19 protein-coding genes are annotated in these 23010 nt (G+C 48.6%); 16 read left to right on the top strand and 3 right to left on the bottom strand.

The genetic code is table 11. The features are described from left to right. The first annotated feature begins 84 nt into the window (after positions 1 to 84). From ACTHMC_RS22740 to ACTHMC_RS22700, 9 genes are all read left to right on the top strand, one after another. Entirely contained in the window at positions 85 to 1443 is a 1359-nt protein-coding gene (locus tag ACTHMC_RS22740; protein WP_440416689.1) for a Gfo/Idh/MocA family protein, read from the top strand. 10 nt (positions 1444 to 1453) lie between these two features. Next, positions 1454 to 2158 (top strand): 3-keto-disaccharide hydrolase, encoded by a 705-nt coding sequence (locus ACTHMC_RS22735; protein ID WP_440416687.1) that lies wholly within the window; start codon positions 1454 to 1456, stop codon positions 2156 to 2158. 248 nt (positions 2159 to 2406) lie between these two features. Further along, entirely contained in the window at positions 2407 to 5514 is a 3108-nt protein-coding gene (locus tag ACTHMC_RS22730) for a SusC/RagA family TonB-linked outer membrane protein (protein WP_440416685.1), read from the top strand. An 11-nt stretch (positions 5515 to 5525) separates the two neighbouring features. Beyond that, positions 5526 to 6995: a SusD/RagB family nutrient-binding outer membrane lipoprotein gene (locus ACTHMC_RS22725; protein WP_440416684.1), complete on the top strand. Its 1470-nt coding sequence runs from the start codon at positions 5526 to 5528 to the stop codon at positions 6993 to 6995. 25 nt (positions 6996 to 7020) lie between these two features. Next, complete coding sequence (locus ACTHMC_RS22720; RefSeq protein WP_440416682.1) at positions 7021 to 7494, top strand: hypothetical protein; 474 nt, start codon at positions 7021 to 7023, stop codon at positions 7492 to 7494. Positions 7495 to 7497: 3 nt separating this feature from the next. Continuing rightward, a complete protein-coding gene (locus ACTHMC_RS22715) occupies positions 7498 to 8058 on the top strand; it encodes an RNA polymerase sigma factor (RefSeq protein WP_440416680.1) in 561 nt (186 codons plus the stop codon). Between the two features lie 91 nt (positions 8059 to 8149). Then, positions 8150 to 9145: a FecR family protein gene (locus tag ACTHMC_RS22710; RefSeq protein WP_440416678.1), complete on the top strand. Its 996-nt coding sequence runs from the start codon at positions 8150 to 8152 to the stop codon at positions 9143 to 9145. 151 nt (positions 9146 to 9296) lie between these two features. After that, positions 9297 to 12902 (top strand): SusC/RagA family TonB-linked outer membrane protein, encoded by a 3606-nt coding sequence (locus ACTHMC_RS22705; RefSeq protein WP_440416676.1) that lies wholly within the window; start codon positions 9297 to 9299, stop codon positions 12900 to 12902. 11 nt (positions 12903 to 12913) lie between these two features. Continuing rightward, positions 12914 to 14425: a SusD/RagB family nutrient-binding outer membrane lipoprotein gene (locus ACTHMC_RS22700; RefSeq protein ID WP_440416674.1), complete on the top strand. Its 1512-nt coding sequence runs from the start codon at positions 12914 to 12916 to the stop codon at positions 14423 to 14425. A gap of 57 nt (positions 14426 to 14482) precedes the next feature. Here the strand turns inward: ACTHMC_RS22700 and ACTHMC_RS22695 are convergent, their stop codons facing one another. Further along, entirely contained in the window at positions 14483 to 14926 is a 444-nt protein-coding gene (locus ACTHMC_RS22695; protein WP_440416672.1) for a nucleoside deaminase, read from the bottom strand. A gap of 245 nt (positions 14927 to 15171) precedes the next feature. On the opposite strand from ACTHMC_RS22695, the gene ACTHMC_RS22690 reads away from it, so the two are divergent. Together ACTHMC_RS22690 and ACTHMC_RS22685 are read left to right on the top strand one after the other, a co-directional pair. Beyond that, positions 15172 to 15492, top strand: coding sequence for a hypothetical protein (locus ACTHMC_RS22690; RefSeq protein WP_440416670.1), 321 nt, complete (start codon positions 15172 to 15174; stop codon positions 15490 to 15492). Positions 15493 to 15501: 9 nt separating this feature from the next. Next, positions 15502 to 16377: a HEPN domain-containing protein gene (locus ACTHMC_RS22685; protein ID WP_440416669.1), complete on the top strand. Its 876-nt coding sequence runs from the start codon at positions 15502 to 15504 to the stop codon at positions 16375 to 16377. Positions 16378 to 16422: 45 nt separating this feature from the next. Here ACTHMC_RS22685 and ACTHMC_RS22680 read toward each other — a convergent pair whose 3' ends face one another. Continuing rightward, positions 16423 to 16755: a hypothetical protein gene (locus ACTHMC_RS22680; protein ID WP_440416667.1), complete on the bottom strand. Its 333-nt coding sequence runs from the start codon at positions 16753 to 16755 to the stop codon at positions 16423 to 16425. Between the two features lie 180 nt (positions 16756 to 16935). On the opposite strand from ACTHMC_RS22680, the gene ACTHMC_RS22675 reads away from it, so the two are divergent. Genes ACTHMC_RS22675 through ACTHMC_RS22655 form a run of 5 tightly spaced genes read left to right on the top strand, consistent with a single transcriptional unit; the run spans position 16936 to position 22044 of the window. Beyond that, entirely contained in the window at positions 16936 to 18282 is a 1347-nt protein-coding gene (locus tag ACTHMC_RS22675) for a GntP family permease (RefSeq protein ID WP_440416666.1), read from the top strand. A gap of 4 nt (positions 18283 to 18286) precedes the next feature. After that, positions 18287 to 19438, top strand: coding sequence for a glycerate kinase (locus ACTHMC_RS22670; RefSeq protein WP_440416664.1), 1152 nt, complete (start codon positions 18287 to 18289; stop codon positions 19436 to 19438). Between the two features lie 20 nt (positions 19439 to 19458). Beyond that, positions 19459 to 20841, top strand: a complete 1383-nt coding sequence (locus tag ACTHMC_RS22665; RefSeq protein WP_440416662.1) for an aldehyde dehydrogenase — start codon at positions 19459 to 19461, stop codon at positions 20839 to 20841. Between the two features lie 32 nt (positions 20842 to 20873). Further along, a complete protein-coding gene (locus tag ACTHMC_RS22660) occupies positions 20874 to 21473 on the top strand; it encodes a glutathione peroxidase (RefSeq protein WP_440416660.1) in 600 nt (199 codons plus the stop codon). A 43-nt stretch (positions 21474 to 21516) separates the two neighbouring features. Beyond that, a complete protein-coding gene (locus ACTHMC_RS22655; RefSeq protein ID WP_440416658.1) occupies positions 21517 to 22044 on the top strand; it encodes a hypothetical protein in 528 nt (175 codons plus the stop codon). Positions 22045 to 22071: 27 nt separating this feature from the next. Here ACTHMC_RS22655 and ACTHMC_RS22650 read toward each other — a convergent pair whose 3' ends face one another. Next, positions 22072 to 22998 (bottom strand): M20/M25/M40 family metallo-hydrolase, encoded by a 927-nt coding sequence (locus ACTHMC_RS22650; RefSeq protein WP_440416656.1) that lies wholly within the window; start codon positions 22996 to 22998, stop codon positions 22072 to 22074. Positions 22999 to 23010 lie beyond the last annotated feature (12 nt).

Raw genomic sequence — 23010 nt, 5'->3', positions numbered from 1 at the left:
GATAAGCCAGGCAGGCAACTCACCATTTTATTGTAAATTAGTTTCCGATTACACAAACCGTTCACCTAACCAGACATCATTCCCATGAGCAAATCCACGCATGCGAGGCGCGCCTTTATACAGAAGCTCAGTAAAGGCGTGGCTGCATCCGCATTACTGCCAGGCATTGCCAATGCTGCTGAAAACCTTCCACACACGGAACAGCTGACCAGAAAGTACCAGTCGCCCAACGATAATATCCAGATCGCCCTCATCGGCGCCGGCGATATGGGTAATGGAGATGCACAAACCGCCATCAGCATCCCCGGCGTTAAGCTGGTTGCCGCCTGCGACCTCTACACCGGCCGCCTGGACCAGGCTAAAAAGAAGTATGGCAACGATATCTTCACCACAAAGGATTATCGCGAGATCATTGCCCGCAAAGACATCGATGCCGTTATAGTTGCCACTCCGGATCACTGGCACAAGGATATTTCCGTGGATGCCATGAACAGTGGCAAGGCCGTATACTGCGAAAAACCCATGGTGCACGATATTACCGAAGGCCCGGCAGTGATTGCCGCACAGGCTAAGAACAAAGTGGTATTCCAGGTTGGCAGCCAGGGCATGAGCTCACTGGGCAACGAAAAAGCAAAAGAACTCTTTGAAGCCGGAGCCATCGGTCAGCTCAATTATGCTGAAGGCTTCTGGGCCCGCAATACACCCGGAGGCGCCTGGCAGTACAATATGCCGGAAGATGGAAATCCGCAGACCGTTGACTGGAAAACCTTCCTGCACGGTAAGCCCGACCGCCCCTTCGATCCAAAACGTTTCTTCCGCTGGCGCTGCTTCAAAGATTATGGCACCGGCGTTTCCGGCGACCTCTTCATCCACCTTTTCTCCAGCCTTCATTATATCGTTGGTTCCAATGGCCCCAACAAGATCATGAGCACCGGCGGACTGCGCTACTGGAAAGACGGACGCGAAGTCCCCGATATACTGCTCGGCATGTTCGATTATCCCCAGGCGTTAGCACACCCTGCTTTCAACCTCAGCCTTCGCGTAAACTTTGTGGATGGCACCAGTGGAGATAACTCCCTGCGACTTGTAGGTAATGAAGGAGCCATGCTGGTAGAATGGGATAAGGTAACGCTCATCAAAAACAAATTCTGGCCTCCTGATGAATACGCCAAATACTTTGCAGAAAGAAGGTACGACAAGGACTATGACAGGAAGAAAATAAAAGAAGCGGAAACAACTGTTTTCAAAGTGGAAGATGGTTATAAAGGCGCGCATTATGATCACCACTTCAACTGGATCCGAGCTATCCGCGGCGGAAAGCCCGTGATTGAAGATGCTGTGTTCGGTTATCGCGCAGCTGCGCCGGCACTGCTTTGTAACGATAGCTATTATAAAGAGAAGGCCATCAAATGGGATCCTGTAAACATGAAACTCATCGGATAAAATATTGCAAATGAAACTCTTCATCCTACCTCTCGCAGGAGTGATCACGCTAACCAGTATGACGCTTTTTATGCAGGACAAACACAACACGCTTTCAACGAAAGAAAAAAAAGAAGGTTGGCAACTGCTCTTCAACGGAAAGAATACCCACCAGTGGAGACCTTATAAAAATGCCAGTTCAGATGGTTGGGAAGTAGTGAACGGAGAACTGCACTGCAAAGAAACCGGTGTGCAGCATCGCGCTGACCTGGTTACCAACAACCAGTACGGCAGCTTTGAATTTGCTTTCGACTGGAAAGTGGCGAAGGGCGCCAATTCCGGGGCCATGTACCATGTGAGCGAAGATCATGGCGCCACTTTTGAAACAGGACCGGAATACCAGCTTATCGATGATCTCGGTTACCCGGAACAGTTAGAAGACTGGCAGAAAAGTGGTTCAGACTATGCCATGCATCCTCCTGCAAAGATAATGGCCAAACCTGCCGGTGAATACAATCACAGCAGGATCATTGTAAAAGGTGCCCACGTAGAGCACTGGCTCAACGGAGAAAAAGTGGTTGACTTCGATCTCTGGACGCCGGACTGGGAGCAACGTAAAGCCAACGGCAAGTGGAAAGACAAACCTGATTACGGCATGCGTAAAACAGGGCATCTTGCATTGCAGGACCATGGTGGCGGCATCTGGTTCAGGAATATCAAGGTCAGACCGCTCTGAAAATAATGTGGTTAACCGCAACGCTGCCGCAGGTCTTTTGCGGCAGCGTTGCTTTTTATATCCAAATCCTTGCAGTTTTTTGCAGGCGGCCTGACCGGCACGGGGCAGTTTCCCCATGATGCAGACAGAACACGGCATAAATCCGGAAGAAGTAAGAATTACCGTGCATAATCATGCAGCAAATTGCGGTATTGTAAGCTCTATCCCTTAACTTACAGTAATCCCATTCCAAACATAAACTAACTGCAATGAAAGGAAGACTGCTGTACCAGTGGGGGATATTACTATTATTCCTTCTCCCATTAACTCTCTTTGGTCAATCAAGACAGATCACAGGCAAGGTCACCGATGATAAAGGTGCACCCATTCCACTCGCTACCATTCTTCTCAAGGGTTCCAAATCAGGCGTATCAGCTGCTGATGACGGCCGGTTCCTCATCACAGTACCTGCGGGCAAAGCAGTACTGGTGGTTTCTTCTTCTGGTTTCTCCACCCGTGAGATCGAACTGACCGACAGTACTGATTACACGGTTGTTTTGCAGGGCAGCGCCAACTTATCCGAAGTGGTGGTTACCGCCGCATTCGGTTTCAAACAGAAAAAGAAAACACTGGGTTACAACGTGCAGGAAGTTACTTCCGCAGAGCTTACCAAGGGACGTGAGAACAGTTTCATCAATGCCATTCAGGGAAAAGTAAGTGGCGTGAACATCACTTCTTCCGGCGGCGCTCCCGGGGCAGGTACGGATATCATTATCCGTGGTATGAGTTCACTCAGCCCGGGTGCAGACAACCAGCCATTGATCGTTATCGACGGGGTGCCTGTGAACAACTCTACCAGCTCGGGCACCATGACACCCAGCACCGGCACCAACCTGCTGCAGGCCGCCAGCAACGATCAGTTTGCTTACGGCAACCGCGGTCTGGATATCAACCCGGATGATATCGAATCCATCTCTGTGCTGAAAGGCGCAGGTGCTACCGCTCTCTATGGTCTCAAGGCCGCCAACGGTGTGCTGGTGATCACCACCAAGCGTGGTTCAACAGGCAAGCTCAGCGTGGGTTTGAGCACTTCAGCCTCATGGGATTACCTGACCAAGTATCCGGATATTCAAACAAAATACCGGGAAGGTCAGCAGGGCAGGCTTGCATTCAACTCAGACGGATCGCCCAACAGGTTCCAGACATTCGGACCACTGCGCACAGATGCAGATCCTGTATTTAACAATTTCAAAGGAGCATTTGAAACCGGGCATCGTTACAATAACTCTGTAACATTGCAGGGAGGCAGCGGCAGAACATCTTATTACAGTTCTGTATCTGCATTGAACCAGTCGGGTATCCTGCCTTCCACCAAATTCGACAGGTACACGTTCAAGCTCGCAGGGCAGACACAGGTGTCTGAGAAATTCAGTGTGAGTGCTTCCGCAACACTCACTACTTCGCAGAATACGCAACCTTCAGCTGGTGATAAAGGAGTTATGACTTCCTTATCTTATCATACCACCACCATCGATGTGCGTGATTATATGAATGCTGATGGAAGTATGAAAGTGTATGCTCCCGGCATTATCGATAACCCACTGTACGTTGCCCGTTTCAGCCAGATGAAAAGCAATGTGTTCAGGATCGTGGGAAATATGGGCCTTACCTGGACCATCATTCCACGCCTGAAATTCGATTATAAGATCGGTGGTGATTTCTTCAGTGATAACCGCACACGCGTAGTGCCTGGTCCCAGGTATCCCGGCGACCCTACCACACTTGACCTTGCTATTGCAAACGGAGGTTTCATTGTGGAGGAAAGGATCACCAGCCGGGATGTGAACAGTAACGCCTTCCTCACCTGGCAGGATCAGATCAATGAAGATTTCGATTATACATTGATGGCTGGTAATAATGCACAGGTTACTTACACCGATATCATCAATAACCGTGGTGAAAGATTTGGTCTTGCTGGCTTCTATGATCTCAGCAATACGCTGAACCAGTTCAACGCAAGAGCAACCACCAGGAGAAGATATGCAGGTATTTTCGGAAGCGCAAAGTTCGGGTTCAGGAACGCAGTGTATGTAGAGCTTACCGGCCGTAACGACTGGAGCTCCACACTTCCCTCCGGCAACAATTCATTCTTCTATCCGGCCGTGAGCCTCAGTTATATCTTCACCGATCTTCATAATATCGGTAACAATATTCTCAACTTCGGAAAGCTACGTGCCTCTTATGCGCAGGTTGGTAAAGACGCACCGCCATACAGCAATGGCCCTTACTACGCTGCTCCGAGAGGATTTCCTTTCATCAGCGGAGCTTCCACCCAGGTGGGTTTCCTGAGAGCCACACAGTTCTCGGATCCCAATCTCAAACCTGAGATGCAGAAATCATTTGAAGTGGGAACGGAACTGCATTTCCTGAAAGACAGGATCAACCTCGACTTCACTTATTACAACAGTAAGAACGTTGATCAGATCATTCCTGTACCCATTTCCAACACAGCAGGATACTCCTCTTATATCACCAATGCCGGAAGTATCAGGAATGAAGGCATTGAAGTGGAGATCACGGGCACTCCAATAAAACAAAAAGATCTCAACTGGAGCATCACTGCCAACTGGAGCCGCAACAGGAATACGGTTGTGGAGATCAGACAGGGTATTTCGGATATCATCTTCTATGATGAAGGTCGTGTGATCAACAAGCTCACCGTCGGCGGTTCTGCGGGTGATCTCTGGGGAACGGCCTACAGGCGTGACGAGAACGGCAGGCTGCTGATCCTTCCCAGCGGATTCCCTGATTTCACCAAACAGTTTGTGAAGTCGGGCAATGCATTCCCTGACTGGCTGGGAAGCGTGTCTACCACACTCACCTGGAAGAACTGGAGTGTCAGCGGACTGCTTGAATACAAGAAAGGAGGCGATCTCTTTGACGTGACCATGCGTAATGCTATCCGTAACGGCGTATTGAAGATCACAGAGAACAGGTACCAGCAGATCGTATACAATGGAATAAAGATCTCGGATGGTAAGGAGAACGATATCCCTGTTGTGCTGGATCATAACTTCTACCGTAACAACAACTTCTTCAACAATATCACAGACATAATCATTCAGGACGCAAGCTGGCTGAGATTGAGGAACGTGTCGGTGAGTTACTCACTGCCGAAGAAAGTGCTGGAAAAAACCCGCTTCATAAAGAATGCAACTGTTGGAGTAACCGGAAGCAACTTCATTTTGTGGACGCGCTACAGCGGATATGATCCCCAGAGCAGCGCCTTTGCCACAGGCTATAATGCTTACGGCTTTACAGGAAGTAATATTCCCAATTTCAGCAGCTGGATCTTCAACCTGAATATTAATTTTTAAAACCTGACAACATGAGCAAGAAAATAAAAACAGGAATTGCACTGCTCTGTGTACTGGTACTGATGGCAGGTTGTAAAAAATTTGTGGAGCACGACAATGTGAACATCAACCCGAACAGGGCTCCCTTTCTGACACTGGCAACGGCATTGCCGGCAGTACAGTATACAACAGCCAACAGCCATACGTTACTCGGATATGTGACCACTATGTTCAGTCAGCAGATGGCATCCTATCCGGGCGGTCCGATCAACGACGACCGTAACCAGGATGTGCGGGTCAACTCTGGTTTTGAAAGTCTGTTCCTTGCCCTTACCAATTCCAAACTGATGGTGGAACTGGCCAGGGAACAGGGTTCGCCGCATTACCGCGCCATTGCACGCGTGCTATTTGTAACCAATATGTCGCTGGCAACAGATACCTATGGCGATCTCCCACTGACAGAAGCTTTCAGGGCGCCGGAAATCCTCCAGCCCAGGTACGATAAACAGGAAGATATCTATGCGTTCATGCACAAATATCTCGACTCTGCCGTTGATGAAATTGCACAGACGAACCCTGCGGGCCTCAAACCCGGTACCGATGACCTGATCTTTGCAGGTGATATGGATGCATGGAAAAAAACAGCCTGGCTATTGAAGGCAAGACTTTACATGCACACTACCAAAAAAGGAGCTGCAACAGCCGCCAATAACGCGCTGGCCGCAGTGGCCAATGCATATGCTCCCGGCGCAAAAGATTACCAGCTGATCTTCAGTGAACGTAATCCCAATCCGTGGTTTGTGAACGTATCCGGCAGGATCTCCGGAAGCGCCACTTACACGATCGGGCCTTCCAAACGTTTTGTGGATGCCATCAACGGAACAGCTTATCCCGGGTTGGTTGATCCAAGGATATCGAAGATAATTTCCAAACCCGCCGCCCAGGCGCAGTACACAGGCATTGTGAATGGCGCATCGCTCACCGGTAATACGGCAGACCTCACAGATGCCACTTATTACGCAACCAGACTTTCACCGCTGGTGATGGCCTCCTATGCTGAACAGAAGCTGATTGAGGCAGAAGCGCGCTTCATTGCCAATGGAGGCACTGCTGTTTCAACAGGCAGCACCCAGGAGGCTTATGATGCTTACCTGGCGGCCATCCGCGCCAACATGACAAAGGTGGGCGTAGCCTCCGGGGATATTGATAACTACATTAACAATGCGCAGGTGAGTGTGGGAGCGGCAGGCCTCAGGCTGGAACATATCATGCGTGAAAAGATGGTGGCCATGTTCCTGCATCCTGATATGTGGGTGGATGTAAGAAGGTATGATTACAATCCGAATCTCTTCATCGGTTTTGCACTGCCTTCCAACCAGGACCCTGTCATGAATGGCCAGTTCATCAGGCGCGCCCTGTATCCGCTGGAGGAGATCAACAGAAATCCCAATGCTCAGGGCTCCCTGAAGCCAATGAATGAAAAATTATGGTGGGATCAATAATCATTGTCAACTAAAAAAATTGATCATGAAAAAGATTCAATATATCATCGTCTGTTCACTGTTGCTGGGTGTGCTGGCAGCTTGTGATAAAGATAAACTGGATTTTAACCGGGATAATGTGGCGCCAAGCGGCGTTGGTTATTATCCGGTAAGTACCAATGGCCTGGTGGACCTTCCATCCAAAAAAACACTGGCCACTTCAGCCGGTTCTGCCACTGTGTTTGCGGCCGGTTATGAAGTAAAGGCTGAGCTGCAGTACTTCTCAGAAAGCACTGTTAAGGAGATCAATTTATTCAATACGATAGGTGCAGGAACAAGGACCAAAGTGGGTACATGGCCCTATGCAAAAGCATATTCCACAGCCAAGAAACTGGACACCCTGGTTGTACCCTATGTTATGCCTGCCGTTGCTTCCAACACCGTAGTGAAACTGGAATATGAGATCCTTAATCAGAATGCGCTGAACGTGATCAGAACAGTTTATGTAAAAGTGCAGTAGCAGATGGATAACAACCGACACCATATCAACCGGCCGCTCAACGATAAAGCATTGGAATTGCTTTTCGAGGAGTTGTTCCGCAGGCATGAGTACCGGTTGTACACTCTGGCGCAACAGCTCACCAAATCCGAGCAGTATGCCAAAGATGTGATCCAGGAAGTATTCATCAAATTATGGGAACGCCGCCAGGATCTCGACAGGATCGAAAATATCGAAGCCTGGCTTTACCGGATGACTGAGAACAAGGTGATCGACTTCCTCCGGAAAGCGGCTGCAGACGGACGTTTGAAAGAAGCCATCTGGAAGAACCTGCCCAATCAGCAGGAAAATCCTGAAGTGCTGATTGAAACAAAGGAATACCACCAGATCATCCGCAAGGCCATTGACAGCCTGCCTGCACAGCGAAAACTGATCTACGAGTTGAACAGGGAAAAAGGCCTGAATTACCAGGAGATAGCGCAGACACTGCAGATATCGAAGCATACCGTTAAGAATCAGCTTTCGTCTGCACTGCAATCCATCAGGCGTTTCCTGAATGGCACATCCCGGATCATATTCCCATAAAAAATATATCCGGAACGGATAGGAACTTACAGATGCCTGCTTCGTCTACCAGAAGCAGGCATCTCTTTTTGCCCTCATTCAGATACAAATTATGGAAGAAAGGATCAGATACCTTTTCAGGCAATATCTCGGGAATAATTGCACCCGCAAGGAGTTCGATGAATTCTTTGCACTGCTGCGTGATGCCTCGCGGGATGAAACCCTCCGCAACCTGATCAGTAAGGCTTACAGTGAACTTGGACAGAACTCTATCACTTATGTGGATGAAAGCGGGAACCTGGTATTACCTGAACCGGAATGGTTTTCCAAACATATACCAGAGGATACTGAAACCCCAACAGGCAAAAAAAGCAGCAGGCTTTGGATTGGTGCAGGCATTGCAGCAGCTATCTGCGGCTTCATCTGGCTGATACCGGGTAAGGATACGGACCATGCTAAGCCGGGTAAGCAGATGCAAGTGTCATCAACTGAAAGATCTGAATTCAGATACGTACTCCTGCCAGACAGTACGCAGGTTTGGCTGAATGCCGCCAGTACACTGGAGTTTCCGCCAGTCTTCGGGAACGGAAAGCGCGAAGTTTTTCTTTCCGGCGAAGCTTACTTTGATGTGAAACATGCAGACAGGGTTCCATTTGTCATCCGAACAGGAAAAATTTCTACCACGGTATTGGGCACTGCCTTCAATATCAAGGCTTATGATGATCTAAGTAATGTAACGGTGGCAGTGCGAAGGGGAAAGGTGAAAGTTCAGTTCATGGATAAAGAAGTGGCTACCCTTACGCAGGGGCAGCAGGTGAAAGTGAACAATAATGGGGAAGGCATTGCCGACCGCAGGTCGGGCATCAACCAGGTGGCTGCCTGGCAGGAGGGCAATCTCATGTATGATGATGAACCCCTGCTGGATGTGATTGCTGATCTGGAGCGGATGTACAATGTGAGGATCGAAGTGCCGGGTATAACGTTTAGGAATATGCGAATTACTACCAGCTTCAGCCGGCAGACCGGGGTAGAGCAGGCGCTGCAGATCCTTTGCAACCTGATGGAATGCAAACTGGTTCAGCGGAACGGTAAGTACCTGATCCAATAAATACCTTCATCCAAAATCATAAAAAATGAAAGCAACTCATTCAGCACCCGGATAACAACAACAAACAAAAAGGGCCTTACCAGTTGCGACCTGGTAATGGCCCTGCGTTAAAACAAATCCTCTTTCAGAATTCATTAAACAGACCAAAACTATGAATTTGTCTGCACAATCGCATGCCCCTGCCCAGCCAGGCGCCTGCGCTTCATTGCATGGCCGGCGAAATGCCTGGTTGTTTCTGAACAAGCATATGCTCATGAGAATTTTCGTACTGACTATATTGCTCACCATCAACGGAATACTGATTGCCGGCACATCCACCGGGCAGGAGCTGGACAAGATCTTCATTTCCGTGGAACTGAAGAATGCGAGCATGAAATCTGCCCTCCGCGCTATTGAAACGGCTTCCAAAGTACCTTTCACCTACCGGAATGCGGAAGTATCCGTTTATGACAATATCAATCTCAAGGTGGAGAAAATGGCCCTGTCGAAAGTGCTTGAGATGCTGCTGAACAATACAGCGCTCAGGTACGAGCTGGTCAATAGTAATATCATCATCAAGAAGGTGAGGAATTATTCCGCTGCAGAGATCCCTGCGATGTCTGTTCAACCGCTTCAACTGGTTTTTGATGGCGGTATCCGTGGAAAGATCACAGACAGCAAGAGCCAGGCAATTCCCAATGCCTCGGTAATGGTAGAGCCGGGCATCAAGGGCGCTGCCGCCAACCAGACCGGAGAATATTCCATCACCGGGCTAAAGGCTGGTACATACGAAATTTCGGTGTCTGCTGTCGGCTTCAATACTTTCATCAGGTCTGTTACCATCAAGGATAATGAGACCACCGTGGTGAATGTGCAACTGATGGAAACAGATAACAAGATGCAGGAAATTGTAGTAACAGCTCTTGGTATCAATCGCAAACAGCGATCACTTGGTTATTCAACACAGGAGCTGAAAGGAGATAATCTCACCATTGCCAAAGAACAGAATGTGCTGGGCTCACTCGGTGGAAAGATAGCTGGTGTGCAGGTTTCAGGTTCTTCAGCCGCAAGTATGGGTGGAACACAAAAGATACAGATCCGCGGCGTGAATTCGGTTACTGGTGGAGGAGAGCCGTTGATCGTTGTGGATAATATCATCATATCCAATACCAACTATGCCAGCAAGGGAGGCAAGGATTATGGAAACCTGGCGCAGGATATCAACCCGGATGATATCGAAACCGTTTCAGTACTGAAAGGCCCTGCTGCATCTGCGCTCTATGGTTTGCGCGGTCAGTATGGCGTGATCCTCATCACTACAAAAAAAGGAAGTAAGAAGAAGCCTTCCGTGAATATCAGTTCCGCCTTCTCCGTTGAAAAACCCGGCAACTGGATGCCATTGCAGGATATCTACGGGTCAGGATCCAGTCTGAATTTCCCTACCATCAATATCAATGGCGTATCCACAAAATATGTGGATGGTACCTGGGATGAAAGCTGGGGACCAAAAATGGACGGCACGCCCGTAAGGCACCAATACAGTTTCTATCCCGGAGACCCTGACTTTGGGAAAGCCACTCCATTCATTCCGCAACCGGATAATATCAAAGATTATTTCGAGACAGGCACAACCCTCAACAACGGCATCTCCTTTACGGGTGGCGGTAATAACACAACATTCCGCCTTTCGTACAACAACACTAATATCAAAGGCATTGAGCCCAATACTCACCTGAAAAGAAATAATCTTTCCTTTACCGGTACGCTGAATATTACGGACAACCTGCTTTTATCAACGCATCTCAACTATGCCAATAATGAGGCTGTGCGGCCATCGCAGGGCTACCAGGCGCTCGGTTCGCGTAATATGTACCAGTGGTTCCAGCGTAACCTGGATATGAACAGGCTGCGTCAGTACAAGTATGCTGATGGCACATATTATCAGTGGAATGTGAATGATCCGAACTCAGAAGGGGTGTATGAAGATATGACCCCGATCGACTGGAACAACCCGTTCTTTGATGCTTATGAAAATCCATCCCATGATTCACGGGAGCGTTTCTTCGGAGATGTTGGAATCACTTACACCATCCTTCCCGGGCTCACGGTGAACGGCTTTATACGCCGGGATGGATTTACGCAGAACCTTGATGGACGAAACGCAGTAGGTGGCCGTGGTGTGCCATCCTTCTGGATCGGAAAGTATGAAAACAAGGAAATGAACTATGAGCTGATAGCTCAATATATCAAAGAGTTTGGCAAGCTCTCCGTGCAGGCCAACCTCGGCGGAAACATCATGACGCAGAAATATACCTACCTGCGCGAAGCAACAGTAGGCGGGCTGGTAACGCCCGGCTTTTACAATATTTCCAACTCGCTGGAAAGACCCGATGTGTCGAATATCCTAAGAAGAAAAGAAGTGCGAAGTGCATTCGGATCAGTTAGTCTTGGTTACAACAATACATACTTTGTAGAAGCGTCCCTCCGCCGCGATATTTCCTCTGCACTGCCATTGAATAACAATGCCTACCTCTATCCATCAGTTGGCGCCAGCCTGGTGTTCAGTGAACTGATGGAAATACCTGCCATCAGTTTTGGTAAGCTGCGTGCCAGTTATGCACAGTCGGGTTCCGATATCGATATCTATCAAACGGCTAATTCTTTTGTACTGGGAGATCCTTACGACAAGGACTTCCCGATGTATGTTCCCAATAACCTCAACAATCCGGCATTGGAGCCATCGCTGGCTACCGGTTATGAAGTAGGTCTTGACATGCGTTTCCTCAGAGACAGGGTAGGCTTCAATCTTACCTACTATCACCAGGAGAACAAGAAGGCCGTGTTTGATCTTGATGTGCCAGGTACCAGTGGTTTCACCAGCTATGTGATCAATGCAGGCAATATCCGTAACAAAGGCATTGAACTGACCGTAAACGCAACGCCTGTGCAGTCGAAGCTCTTCAAATGGACCACCGCATTCAATTTTGCAAAGAATGAAAGCAAGGTAACGGAGTTGATCCCCGGTAACAATACACTTACCCTGGATCAGAATACATACGCAGGAGTCAGCGTGTTTCTTCTTGCCAATGTGAACGAAGCCTTCGGTACGCTGATTGGAAATGGCTATCAGCGTGATCCGGAAACCGGCAAGATATTGTTGGGTACGGACAATATGCCGCTGTGGAGCCCCAATCAGAAACTCGGCTCTGCTGTGCCTGATTTCACCGGCGGCTGGACCAACAGTTTCACGGTGGGTAATTTCGATCTCAGTGCCGTGATCGATTTTCAGAAAGGCGGCAAGTTCTTCAGCTGGACGCAGATGCTGGCTGTAAAATCCGGGCAGCATGCTATAACCGCGGCCATGAATGACAATGGAAAGAATATCCGTGATCCGCTGGCTGATGGCGGCGGATACAAGATCACCGGCATCTCCAACGCTACCAAGCAGGAGGTAACGGCTTATGTGAATGCAAGGACTTATTACAGGAATGTGGTGGGAACAAGGATCTATGAAGAATGGTGTTATGATGCTTCGTATATACGTATGCGTGAGATAAGGCTTGGCTACTCCCTGGGCAGCAAGCTCATTGAGAAACTGCCGGTGAAGAGCATCAATATCGCACTGATTGCAAGAAACCCTTTCATGATCTGGCAGAAAGCACCAAAGGGGCTGAACCCCGGCGAACTGGCCACCGGATCAAGTTCCCTCAACTGGCTGGAAACAGGGCAGCTGGCCACCGTCCGTTCATTCGGACTTAACCTGAATATATCCTTCTAAAAATTACCATCATGAAAAGAACAACATCCTTAATATTTGTTGCGACACTGCTGGTAATGGGAACAGGTTGCACCAAATTCAACGAGAATCTCAATATCAATCCCAATCTTCCGTCAAAGGCATCCAATGCGCAGCTGCTCACCTATGCCATCAACCAGATACCTGCTTATGTGGAATCAACCACAGGCATCCTGTATGTACAGCAATGGGCGGAAAAGCCATACACGGATGCGAGCCGGTATCTTACAGTCAACTTTGATTTCTATGGGATCTACTCTAATCCGCTGATGAATCTCAAGACCATCCTCGACACCAAAGAGTTCAATGTTAATGATGGCTCCAAAGAGAACCAGCTGGCTGTAGCCAGGATCCTCAGGGCCTGGTTCTACTGGCATACAACGGACCGCTGGGGTGATGTTCCTTACAACGATGCACTGCTGGGAAGGGAAAATTTTACACCTGCTTATACCAGCCAGAAAGATATCTATTATGATCTGCTGAAAGAACTGAAAGAAGCAGCTGCACAGATAGATGAGGATGCCAATCCTGTGAAAGGCGATATCCTCTTCAATGGCAATATGAACCTGTGGAAGCGGTTTGCGAATTCCATGAGACTGCTCATGGCGCTCCGGTTATCAAAAGTGGATGAAGCAAAAGGAAAGCCGGAATTTGCCGATGCGGCTGCAGCAGAATTGATGGAAGACAACTCGGAAAGCGCTGTATATATTCATCTGGCCAATGCGGCCAACCAAAACTACTGGTATTACGTATTTAACGTGCAGGGCCGTCAGTGGAACTGGGCAAGCAAAACGATCGTGGATTACATGAAGGCCCTGAACGATCCGCGCCTTCCCATCTTTGCAGATCCCGCTCCTGATGGAACCGGTTATAACGGAGTTCCTTACGGTCTTGATGGCAACGCGGTGGGACTTATCCCTTCTGCCAGTGTTTCGCTCACGGGGGTGCATGTACGCACACAGAATGCGCCTTGTTATATTCTAACCTATGCACAGGTTGAATTTGCTCTTGCAGAGGGAGCTAAGATAAACTGGATAGCCGGAGGCGATGCTGTGGCGGAGCAACATTACAATGCGGCAGTGGAAGCATCGGTACGTCAGTGGAACCGCAACAGTTACAAAAATTATGATGATGATGTTGATGAGCAGATAGAGAAAGTGCCTTACAGCAGGGACGATGAAGGTGATATTACAGGACTGCCTGCATATATGGCAAAACCGGAGGTGGCGTATGACCCTGTTGATGCCTTGAAGAAGATCGGGTATCAGCGGTGGCTGCACCTGTACACCAATGGATATGAAGCGTGGGCTGAATGGAGAAGAACGGGTTATCCTGAGCTGACGCCGGCGCCCAACAATAATAACACGTCTATTCCAAGGCGGCAGGCTTACCCGGTGAAGGAGCAGAATATCAATGGTGCGCATTACCAGGATGCGATCAAAAATCAGCCGGGGCTCAACGGAAAGGATGATCTCACCGGAAGGGTATGGTGGGATAAACAGTAAAGCAGTTAGGTCTCATTATAGCACGTTTGGCAAGCGGGGTGTAAGGCCCCGCTTTTTTTATGAGCGACGATCTTTAAAGAAGTTCTTCATCAGTGCTGCGCATTCATCTTTCAGGATACCACGGGTAACAGTTGTTTTGGGATGGAAGGGCCAGTTTTCTCCGGTGATGCGCTGGTGGCCGTTCTTTTCATCATCTGCGCCCCATACTATGCGGCTGATCTTGCTCCAGTACAGAGCGCCTGCACACATGAGGCAGGGCTCCACAGTAACATATAACGTGGCATCAGGGAGGTATTTGGCGCCCAGGAAATTGAAAGCGGCGGTGAGGGCAATGATCTCGGCATGTGCTGTTGGGTCTTTCAGCAATTCCACCTGGTTGAATCCTTTGGCGATCACACGGTTGTTCATCACAATGATGGCTCCCACGGGGATCTCTCCCGAGTCGTAGGCGCGTCGCGCTTCGCGGAGTGCCTGCTGCATAAATTGTTCATCGCTGTTCATGATGCCGCTAAGGTAATTAATCAGTGGCAGTGGGTATATGCAAAAATATCATGCTAAATTATTTGGCAAATACCTTCCAAATTAGTAAATTGCGTATATAACAGACCGTTAGTACTCCGGCAACTGATAAGGTCGTTGCCAGTTCTTCGCTTCAAATTCTGCTGTCCTTTCAGGAAGGCGCATACAGGGATCCATCCGGTCAGTAATTAATCTGAAAGTTTTTCTTTCATGCTAAATCATTATGTATGCAAGCCTACAAGAGAACAAAGTTTTACAATAAGCCTTTGCGTTTGAGTAAGAAGCAAAAGAAGCAGCCTGCCAGGGTAATCCGGGATTTTTATACCTGGTATCATCTTGGTGATATGCGTCATTTGTTACAGGAGTGGATGGAGGCGGCCATCACTTCGGAGAATGCGCAATTTGAATCTGCTCGTGATCGGAATACGCTGTATTCTTTTTACCAGAATATTGAACGGATGGCGGAAGCCGCGTATCTTCTGATTAAGGAGGAATTGCCTGAGCCAATGAAAAGTCCTGCCAGGAAGCAGGAGCAAGATTCACATTAAACCTGTTCTATGTTTCAATACCAACCAACCAGGGCTTTGGAGGAGCTGGTCCATGGCCTGCATCAGTCTGTAGCTGTTGATAAAATATTCCTGCTGGGCGTAATGGCAGAAGGACGGGCTGTGAATTCTATTTTTAATCCTACAGACCATCGCGGCATGCCTGCTGCTGCTTACTTTATGTTGCTACTCACCAGGCCCGGAGAAAAACGTACTGAGGATTCTATTCAGGATATGCTGGAGCAACGGTCGCGTTACCATTTACCCGTGCACCTGATCGTTTATCCCGTCGGTAGTTTTTACCAGTGGTTAACAGAAGGGCAGAGCTTTGCAGTGCGCGTGATAGAGTGGGCTCCGTTACTGTATGATGCAAGGATCACACAGATCCCGCCGCCTGGATTCTGTTTCCGGGAAGATCACCTGTTCAGGCAGAAGCAGCAAGCCTTCCGGGGCTATAAAAGAAGTGGAGAGTTTCTGGCCGGAGCAGAATTGTATGCACTCCGCCATGAGTTCAACCTGGCTGCTTTTTTATTGCACCAGGCTGCCGAGCATGCCTGCCTTTCTTATATGCTGCAGCATACCGGCCTGAGAACCGGCACTCATAATATTGATAAGCTGTTGCGGTATTCAACCATGGTCAGTAATCAGGTAAGCCATTTTTTCCCACGTAATACAGAAGCTGATATAGAACTATTCAGACTATTGCAGAAGGCGTATATACATGCCCGTTACAAAGATGACTACACCATCAGTTCTTTGCAGGTGAATGTTCTGATCCGGCGAATGAAGAAACTCTTGCTCAGGCTTTGTCCGGAAGCAACAGAAGGTGGCTTACAGGTGGAAGAGGAAACACTGCCCTGGGGTTACCTGTCAAGTCAGTACAACTAACACAGGCAAGTCCGGAGCAGTGTTGCTGGTTTGCGCGACCATAATTTATAAAATAAGGATCAGCAAAAGGATGATCACCAGGATGGCTCCTACGGAAAGATAGATACCACCTCTGCCAAAGACCTTTGCTTCTTTGTTCAGGGAGCGTAATTCTTTTTTCAATTCCTTCTTTTCCGTTCTGGTAAGACTGGATTTATCCATGGCCCGGATCTCTTCCACTCTTTTGACAATGGCGTTTACCCTGGCTTCTTTTTCAGCTGGCGTCATGGCGGCCACTTCTTTTTTGCTCCTTACGGGATCATTACTATTGGGGGCTGCTTCTGCAAATGTGGTAACTACCAGCAGGAGAAGCATAAAAAAACCGGATTTGATTTTCATATACAGTGTTTTTAAAATTAGGAAAGCGCTATTGAAAAGAGGCAGAAAAATCTTGTTCCCGGGTAGGATGGGGAGCTTTTAGCAACGGCGAAGCAGTAAAACAGAAAAGTATTTGGGGAGATTGGTCTACAGATAAGGAGGGCAGCGGTTAAATAAGTATCTTTTCTGAAATATGCTGGCATGAACCCATCCTTTCTCCAGGTATCTATTTGTCTTATTCTGGGTATTCTATTGATCATTGTACTTACAGCGCGGTTTCGTGTGCACGCATTCTATGCATTGCTGCTGGCGTGTTTTGTGGTGGGTATTGGTGTACAGATGCCTGTGCCTGAAATTCTGAAGTTTTCAAAGGAAGGGTTTGGTAATATCATGCGTTCACTCGGTTTCGTAATTGTGCTGGGTACCACACTGGGAGTATTGCTGGAGCATACCGGATGCACAAAAGTGATGGCCGATTTTATTCTTCGGAAAACAGGCGAGAAGCGGGCTCCATTAGCTATGAGTATCACAGGTTTTGTAGTGGGCCTGCCCATTTTCTGTGACTCGGGCTTTATTGTTTTAAGCGGACTGAACCAGTCTATTGCGCGCAGAACAGGCATTGCCATTTCAATCATGGCCGTGTCGCTGGCTACAGGTCTATATTCCGTTCATTGTCTGTTACCTCCGCATCCCGGCGCTGCCGCTGCTGCAGGCTCCATCGGAGTGGCATTTGGTAAACTGATCAGCACCGGAGTGATTGTTGCTATTCCATCTATGATTGCCGGTTATATATGGGCGGTATATGCCGGGAAGAAATGGCCGGGCGAAACCGGTACTCCGCAGCCTGTAGAGCAAAAGAAAGAAGCTCCATTACAAAATTCACCCTCTGTTATAGCGGCTTTTCTGCCCGTGATCATACCCATCCTGCTCATTGCCCTGCATTCTTTCTTTGTGATGGAGCAGACTGCCGAAACCGGATGGCATTCAATAATCAGTATTATGGGTACGCCTGAGATCGCATTGTCCATCGGCATCCTGCTTGCCTTTGCTGCGGGACGATCCTGGAAAAAAGAAACAATGGGCAGCTTGCTTTCCGAAAGTGCAGAAAAAGCGGGGGGTATCCTTGTGATCATCGGCGCAGGTGGCGCATTTGGTGCCGTACTTGCAGCAACGGGGCTGGGGAAGCACCTGGCACAGATACCGGCCCTTGCCAGTCTGGGATTATTCTTCCCCTTCCTGCTTACTGCGGTATTAAAAACGGCACAGGGATCATCTACCGTGGCCATCATTACGGCAGCATCCATTGTGCATCCTTTACTGCCCGCACTTGGCCTTGACTCAGAGAATGGGAAACTGATTGCCGTGCTTTCCATGGGCGCAGGTTCCATGATGATCTCGCATGCCAATGATGCTTATTTCTGGGTAATCGCCAGATTCTCCGGACTGGATATGCGGACGATGCTCCGTGTATACACGCTGGCATCTGTTTGGATGGGATTGATCACATTACTGACCGTTTATATTTTATCATTATTCCTCTCATACTGATCATATGCATATACTTATCGCTCCCAATTCATTCAAGAACAGTCTTGATGCCAATGATGTGGCGGCAGCCATCCGCGAAGGCCTGGAACGGAGCAGTCTGGAGGCCAGCTACGAATTGTTTCCTGTTGCCGATGGGGGTGACGGCACAGCGCCGCTGCTGATGAAACACCTGAATGCAAGGTCTGTTGCCCTTACTGTTCACGGACCGAAAGCTGAAGAAGTAAAGGCCACTTATGGCTGGTTGCCTTCAACGCAAACGGCCATTATTGAAATGGCGGCGGCATCAGGGCTTCGCCTGCTTCCTGTGGCTGAGCGCGATCCCCTGCATTGTTCTTCCAATGGCACTGGAGAGCTCATGCTGGATGGATTGAACAGGGGCGCCACTTCTATCCTCCTCTGCATTGGTGGCAGTGCCACCGTTGATGGCGGCTCAGGCATCCTACAGGCATTAGGCTATCGCTTTCTCGATAAGAACGATAATGAATTACTCTTTATGCCGGAGCGCCTGCAGAAGCTGGCAACCATCGATGACTCAAAAGCGCATGCGCGTCTTCGTGAGTGCAGCATCCTTATTCTCTGCGATGTGAAAAACCGGTTATTGGGGGAGCAGGGAGCCTCCAGGGTGTTCGGTCCACAAAAAGGTGCAGACAAAGAAGGAGTGGAGAAACTGGAAGCTGCCATGCAACAATTCCGCGATGTGGTATTAAAGCAGTTCGGAAAAGATATGGCAGCATACGAGCATGGAGGCGCGGCAGGTGGCACGGCAGCGGGATTGGCCGCAGTACTGGATGCTGAGCTACGCAATGGTACAGACGAATTTCTGGAAATGACCAATTTTGACAAAGCCCTAAAGGAAGCCGACCTGGTGATCACCGGAGAAGGAAGCCTGGATGAGCAGACACTGCAGGGGAAAGCACCGTTTGGAGTGGCCGTTCGTGCAGGCGCCCTGAATATACCTGTTGTGGGTCTCGCGGGAAGAGTGCCCATGCACCAGGAAGCCGTGATGGAGCCTTATTTTGATGCCATCTTCCCGATAGGTAATGAACCTTCCGAACTGGAAGAGGCATTCAGAAACACCAGGGTTAACCTGGTTCGTACGGCAAATCAGTTAGGAAATCTGCTGGCCCTGCAAAAAGGGAAGAACAAAAAAAACTAACTTAGATACAAACTTCTTGCATGGCAGTTCTGACCATTTCCGAATCCATCAGACAAATGCGCGCCTGGTTCAACAGCGGGGCCACCAGGCCATATGCATTCAGGAAGCAGCAACTCCAGGCACTGGCTGCTGCTGTCAGGAAATATGAGAACGAGATCCATCAGGCTTTGCATACTGATTTGAAGAAAAGTCCGGAAGAAAGCTGGGTCACAGAAACGGGGTATGTTCATGCAGAGATCAGATATACGCTGAACAATCTGAAACAATGGATGCAACCCCAATCAGTGAAGACCAACCTGGTAAACTTTCCCTCATCCAGTTATGTAATGGCGGAGCCACTTGGCGTGGTTCTGGTGATGGGCGCCTGGAACTATCCCTTCCAGTTACTGATCGCTCCGCTGATCGCGGCTATTGCAGCAGGCAACTGCGTGGTACTGAAACCCAGTGAGCATGCGCCAGCCACGGCCGCAATAATGAAAACCCTGATCCGCTCCGTATTCTCCGATCAATATGTATTGTACGTAGAAGGAGATGGTGCGGAAGTGGTGCCGCTGATGATGAGTGATTTCCGGTTCGATCATGTATTCTACACAGGTGGCGGCACGGTTGGCAAGCTGGTCTACAAAATGGCTGCTGAGCAACTGACCCCTGTTACCCTGGAACTGGGCGGCAAGAGCCCTGCCATAGTGGAAGCTGATGCGGATATAAAAACAGCTGCACGTCGTATTGCCGTTACCAAGTTCTCCAACGCGGGGCAAATGTGTATTGCGCCGGATTACGTATTGGTGCATCATTCAAAGAAGGATGCGCTGGTACAGGCTTTGAAAGAAACCATCCGGTCATTCTATTCGGATGATCCTTCCCGTGACTACAGCTATGGAAAGATCATCAACCAGAAACAATTTGACCGTTTGCAATCCTACCTGCAACAGGGAAGGTTGCTGCATGGAGGCCATTCAAGCAAGGAACAATTGTACATAGAGCCCACTATCCTGGATGAAGTACCGATGGATGCGCCTGTGATGAAGGAAGAGATCTTTGGTCCTGTTTTGCCGGTAATTGCCTTTACGCATGCATCGGAAGCATTGCAAATAATACAGCAACATCCTGACCCCCTGGCGCTTTACCTGTTCACCGGCAGTAAAAAGAATGAAGCATATTATCTGGGCAATATTGCTTTCGGCGGAGGGTGTGTAAACAATACCAGCTGGCATTTTACCAACCCTCATCTTCCGTTCGGGGGGCGTGGCGCCAGTGGCATCGGTGCATATCACGGAAAAGCAGGGTTTGATACTTTCACGCATCGGAAAGGCATTATGAAAACGCCAGTCTGGTTTGATCCTGCTGTAAAATATCCGCCATTTAAAGGAAAACTGGGTTTATTCAAAAAAATCATCCGGTAAAAGCCGGACATTTGTGCCTCAATCCTACAAGTATGACTTTCAGGCAAAGACTCATGAAATTCCTGTATCCCTTGTTAATGAAGCTCACCAGGGCCACAGGAAAGAATTCCAAAGCATTACATAACAGTAAAGAACAACCGATGACATCTATATACGATCTGAATGTACAGTTCAACAATGGCAAGCAGGTTTCCATGGGGCAGTATAAAGGGAAGAAACTGCTGCTCGTTAATACCGCTTCCAATTGTGGTTATACCGGTCAGTATGACGACCTCCAGGCTTTATACAAGAAGTTTGAAGGCAAACTGGAGATCATTGGTTTTCCTGCCAACGATTTTGCCGGACAGGAAAAAGGCAATGATGAAGAGATCGCGCAGTTCTGCAAAGTGAACTTTGGCGTAACTTTCCCATTGGTCAGGAAATCGGTAGTGATCCCGTCTGCGGACCAACATCCCGTTTATCAGTGGTTGACAAAAAAAGATGAGAATGGCTGGAATGACCAGGCGCCGTCCTGGAATTTTTCCAAATACCTGCTGGATGAAAACGGCAATCTCACTGATTATTTCGACCCTTCCGTTTCCCCTCTGAGTGATGAAGTGCTGAAAGCCGTAGAGAAGAAAACTACTGAATAGCTCTGTGAAACCTTAGGATTTGTTTCACTTAAATATAATTTCCATGCTTAACAAACCGGATATCGAAAGGTATTTTCTGGCAGAAAAGCAGGCGGCCCTGCTATTGCTGATCATTGGCATCATTGCGGTATTGATTGGCATTCTTTGCTTCTTTGTATTCAAGGGTACCCTGTTGAAAGGAGCGGCCGTTCCGTTGCTGGCCATTGGCTTGTTTGAATGTATTATAGGAAATACTATTTACAAAAGAAGTGATGCAGACAGAGTGCGCATTGTATATGCTTATGATATGAACCCTCCGATACTGAAAACGGAGGAGTTGCCACGCATGCAGGCTCTCAATAAAAACTTCACGAGGTATCAGACTGTTGAAATCGGACTGGCTGTACTGGGCATCATTCTGATGATCTATTACCATGGGCAGGCCCATCGTTCTTTCTGGGTTGGGTTCGGGCTTACGCTGATCATCCAATCCGTGCTGATGTTCGGCCTGGAAACCATGGCCGCGCACCGGTCAAAGCAATACACCAGAAAGCTGTCGGCCTATCTTGCGGCCTGGCCGCAAAAGCAATGATGCTTTTGCGCTCCGGGATTCTCGGAATCATTTCAACTTCTCCTGCCTGTCCAGCAGTGCTGCAGTCTGTCCGATCATCTGACAAACCTGGAAGTAAAAACTCTTATTCACTTTTTCAAAGCTGTCTGTGGGTTGGTGATAATCCGGATGGTCTTCCACTCCAAAATAAATGAATGGAATATTCTTCTGGTGAAATGAAAAATGATCGGACTGGCTGGTCCAGTCGTCATGCGCTCCTTTTGTGGAATCATCATGGCCCAGTGTAACCTGAATCTTTGTCAATGGCCTGATGCTATCGATATATTTAGCGAGGAATGGGTAATGAAAGGTTCCGGAGGCATAGATCTCATTCTTATCGCTCCTGCTCACCATATCCATATTCAGATTGAACACAATCTTTTTGATGTCAACGGATGGATTTCCGGCGAAATATTTTGAGCCCATCAATCCTCCTTCTTCTGCATCAAAAGCGGCGAAGATGATACTGTGTTTCGGAGGATGTTGTTTGAACCAGGCTGCCATGGCCAGCAGGGCTGCTGATCCGGAAGCATTATCATCTGCGCCGGTATAGATCTTATCACCTTTCTTTCCCAGGTGATCATAATGCGCAGAGATCACATAATACTGCCCGGGGAATTGGGACCCTTTTATGAAACCGAGCACATTTACGCCAGTGGCATTATTCCTTGCCGGGAATTGCTGAAACCTTCCGGAGTCCGGCTTAGCCAGACCCAGCGAGTCGAAACGCGCAGCGATATAATCGCGGGCCTGTTTGTTTCCTTCGGTCCCCACCAGTCTGCCTTCAAGGGAAGGAGAGGAAAGAAACTGCAGGTCGCGGATCAGTTGTGCGCTGTCTAGCTGAACAGCAGGAGTTGCAACTTGTTGTTGTGCATTTCCTTTGCATGCACTCAGCAGGATAAGGCTGCTCAAAATGAGTACCAGGGAGCGGTTCATGACTGTATTTTT

The organism is Pseudobacter sp. (genome assembly GCF_051955275.1).
Taxonomy (GTDB): Bacteria; Bacteroidota; Bacteroidia; order Chitinophagales; family Chitinophagaceae; genus Pseudobacter.
Note: the sequence above shows the minus strand (reverse complement) of the source record. Positions and strands in the feature narration are given on the sequence as shown.

What these genes read in the sequence shown, in the direction of transcription:
- ACTHMC_RS22695 (WP_440416672.1), bottom strand. Translation starts at nt 14,926, where the DNA reads ATGAACAGCGATGAACAATTTATGCAGCAGGCACTCCGCGAAGCGCGA.
- ACTHMC_RS22700 (WP_440416674.1), top strand. Translation starts at nt 12,914, where the DNA reads ATGAAAAGAACAACATCCTTAATATTTGTTGCGACACTGCTGGTAATG.
- ACTHMC_RS22675 (WP_440416666.1), top strand. Translation starts at nt 16,936, where the DNA reads ATGAACCCATCCTTTCTCCAGGTATCTATTTGTCTTATTCTGGGTATT.
- ACTHMC_RS22655 (WP_440416658.1), top strand. Translation starts at nt 21,517, where the DNA reads ATGCTTAACAAACCGGATATCGAAAGGTATTTTCTGGCAGAAAAGCAG.
- ACTHMC_RS22660 (WP_440416660.1), top strand. Translation starts at nt 20,874, where the DNA reads ATGACTTTCAGGCAAAGACTCATGAAATTCCTGTATCCCTTGTTAATG.
- ACTHMC_RS22680 (WP_440416667.1), bottom strand. Translation starts at nt 16,755, where the DNA reads ATGAAAATCAAATCCGGTTTTTTTATGCTTCTCCTGCTGGTAGTTACC.
- ACTHMC_RS22670 (WP_440416664.1), top strand. Translation starts at nt 18,287, where the DNA reads ATGCATATACTTATCGCTCCCAATTCATTCAAGAACAGTCTTGATGCC.
- ACTHMC_RS22730 (WP_440416685.1), top strand. Translation starts at nt 2,407, where the DNA reads ATGAAAGGAAGACTGCTGTACCAGTGGGGGATATTACTATTATTCCTT.
- ACTHMC_RS22720 (WP_440416682.1), top strand. Translation starts at nt 7,021, where the DNA reads ATGAAAAAGATTCAATATATCATCGTCTGTTCACTGTTGCTGGGTGTG.
- ACTHMC_RS22690 (WP_440416670.1), top strand. Translation starts at nt 15,172, where the DNA reads ATGCAAGCCTACAAGAGAACAAAGTTTTACAATAAGCCTTTGCGTTTG.
- ACTHMC_RS22710 (WP_440416678.1), top strand. Translation starts at nt 8,150, where the DNA reads ATGGAAGAAAGGATCAGATACCTTTTCAGGCAATATCTCGGGAATAAT.
- ACTHMC_RS22685 (WP_440416669.1), top strand. Translation starts at nt 15,502, where the DNA reads ATGTTTCAATACCAACCAACCAGGGCTTTGGAGGAGCTGGTCCATGGC.
- ACTHMC_RS22725 (WP_440416684.1), top strand. Translation starts at nt 5,526, where the DNA reads ATGAGCAAGAAAATAAAAACAGGAATTGCACTGCTCTGTGTACTGGTA.
- ACTHMC_RS22705 (WP_440416676.1), top strand. Translation starts at nt 9,297, where the DNA reads ATGAATTTGTCTGCACAATCGCATGCCCCTGCCCAGCCAGGCGCCTGC.
- ACTHMC_RS22740 (WP_440416689.1), top strand. Translation starts at nt 85, where the DNA reads ATGAGCAAATCCACGCATGCGAGGCGCGCCTTTATACAGAAGCTCAGT.
- ACTHMC_RS22650 (WP_440416656.1), bottom strand. Translation starts at nt 22,998, where the DNA reads ATGAACCGCTCCCTGGTACTCATTTTGAGCAGCCTTATCCTGCTGAGT.
- ACTHMC_RS22665 (WP_440416662.1), top strand. Translation starts at nt 19,459, where the DNA reads ATGGCAGTTCTGACCATTTCCGAATCCATCAGACAAATGCGCGCCTGG.
- ACTHMC_RS22735 (WP_440416687.1), top strand. Translation starts at nt 1,454, where the DNA reads ATGAAACTCTTCATCCTACCTCTCGCAGGAGTGATCACGCTAACCAGT.
- ACTHMC_RS22715 (WP_440416680.1), top strand. Translation starts at nt 7,498, where the DNA reads ATGGATAACAACCGACACCATATCAACCGGCCGCTCAACGATAAAGCA.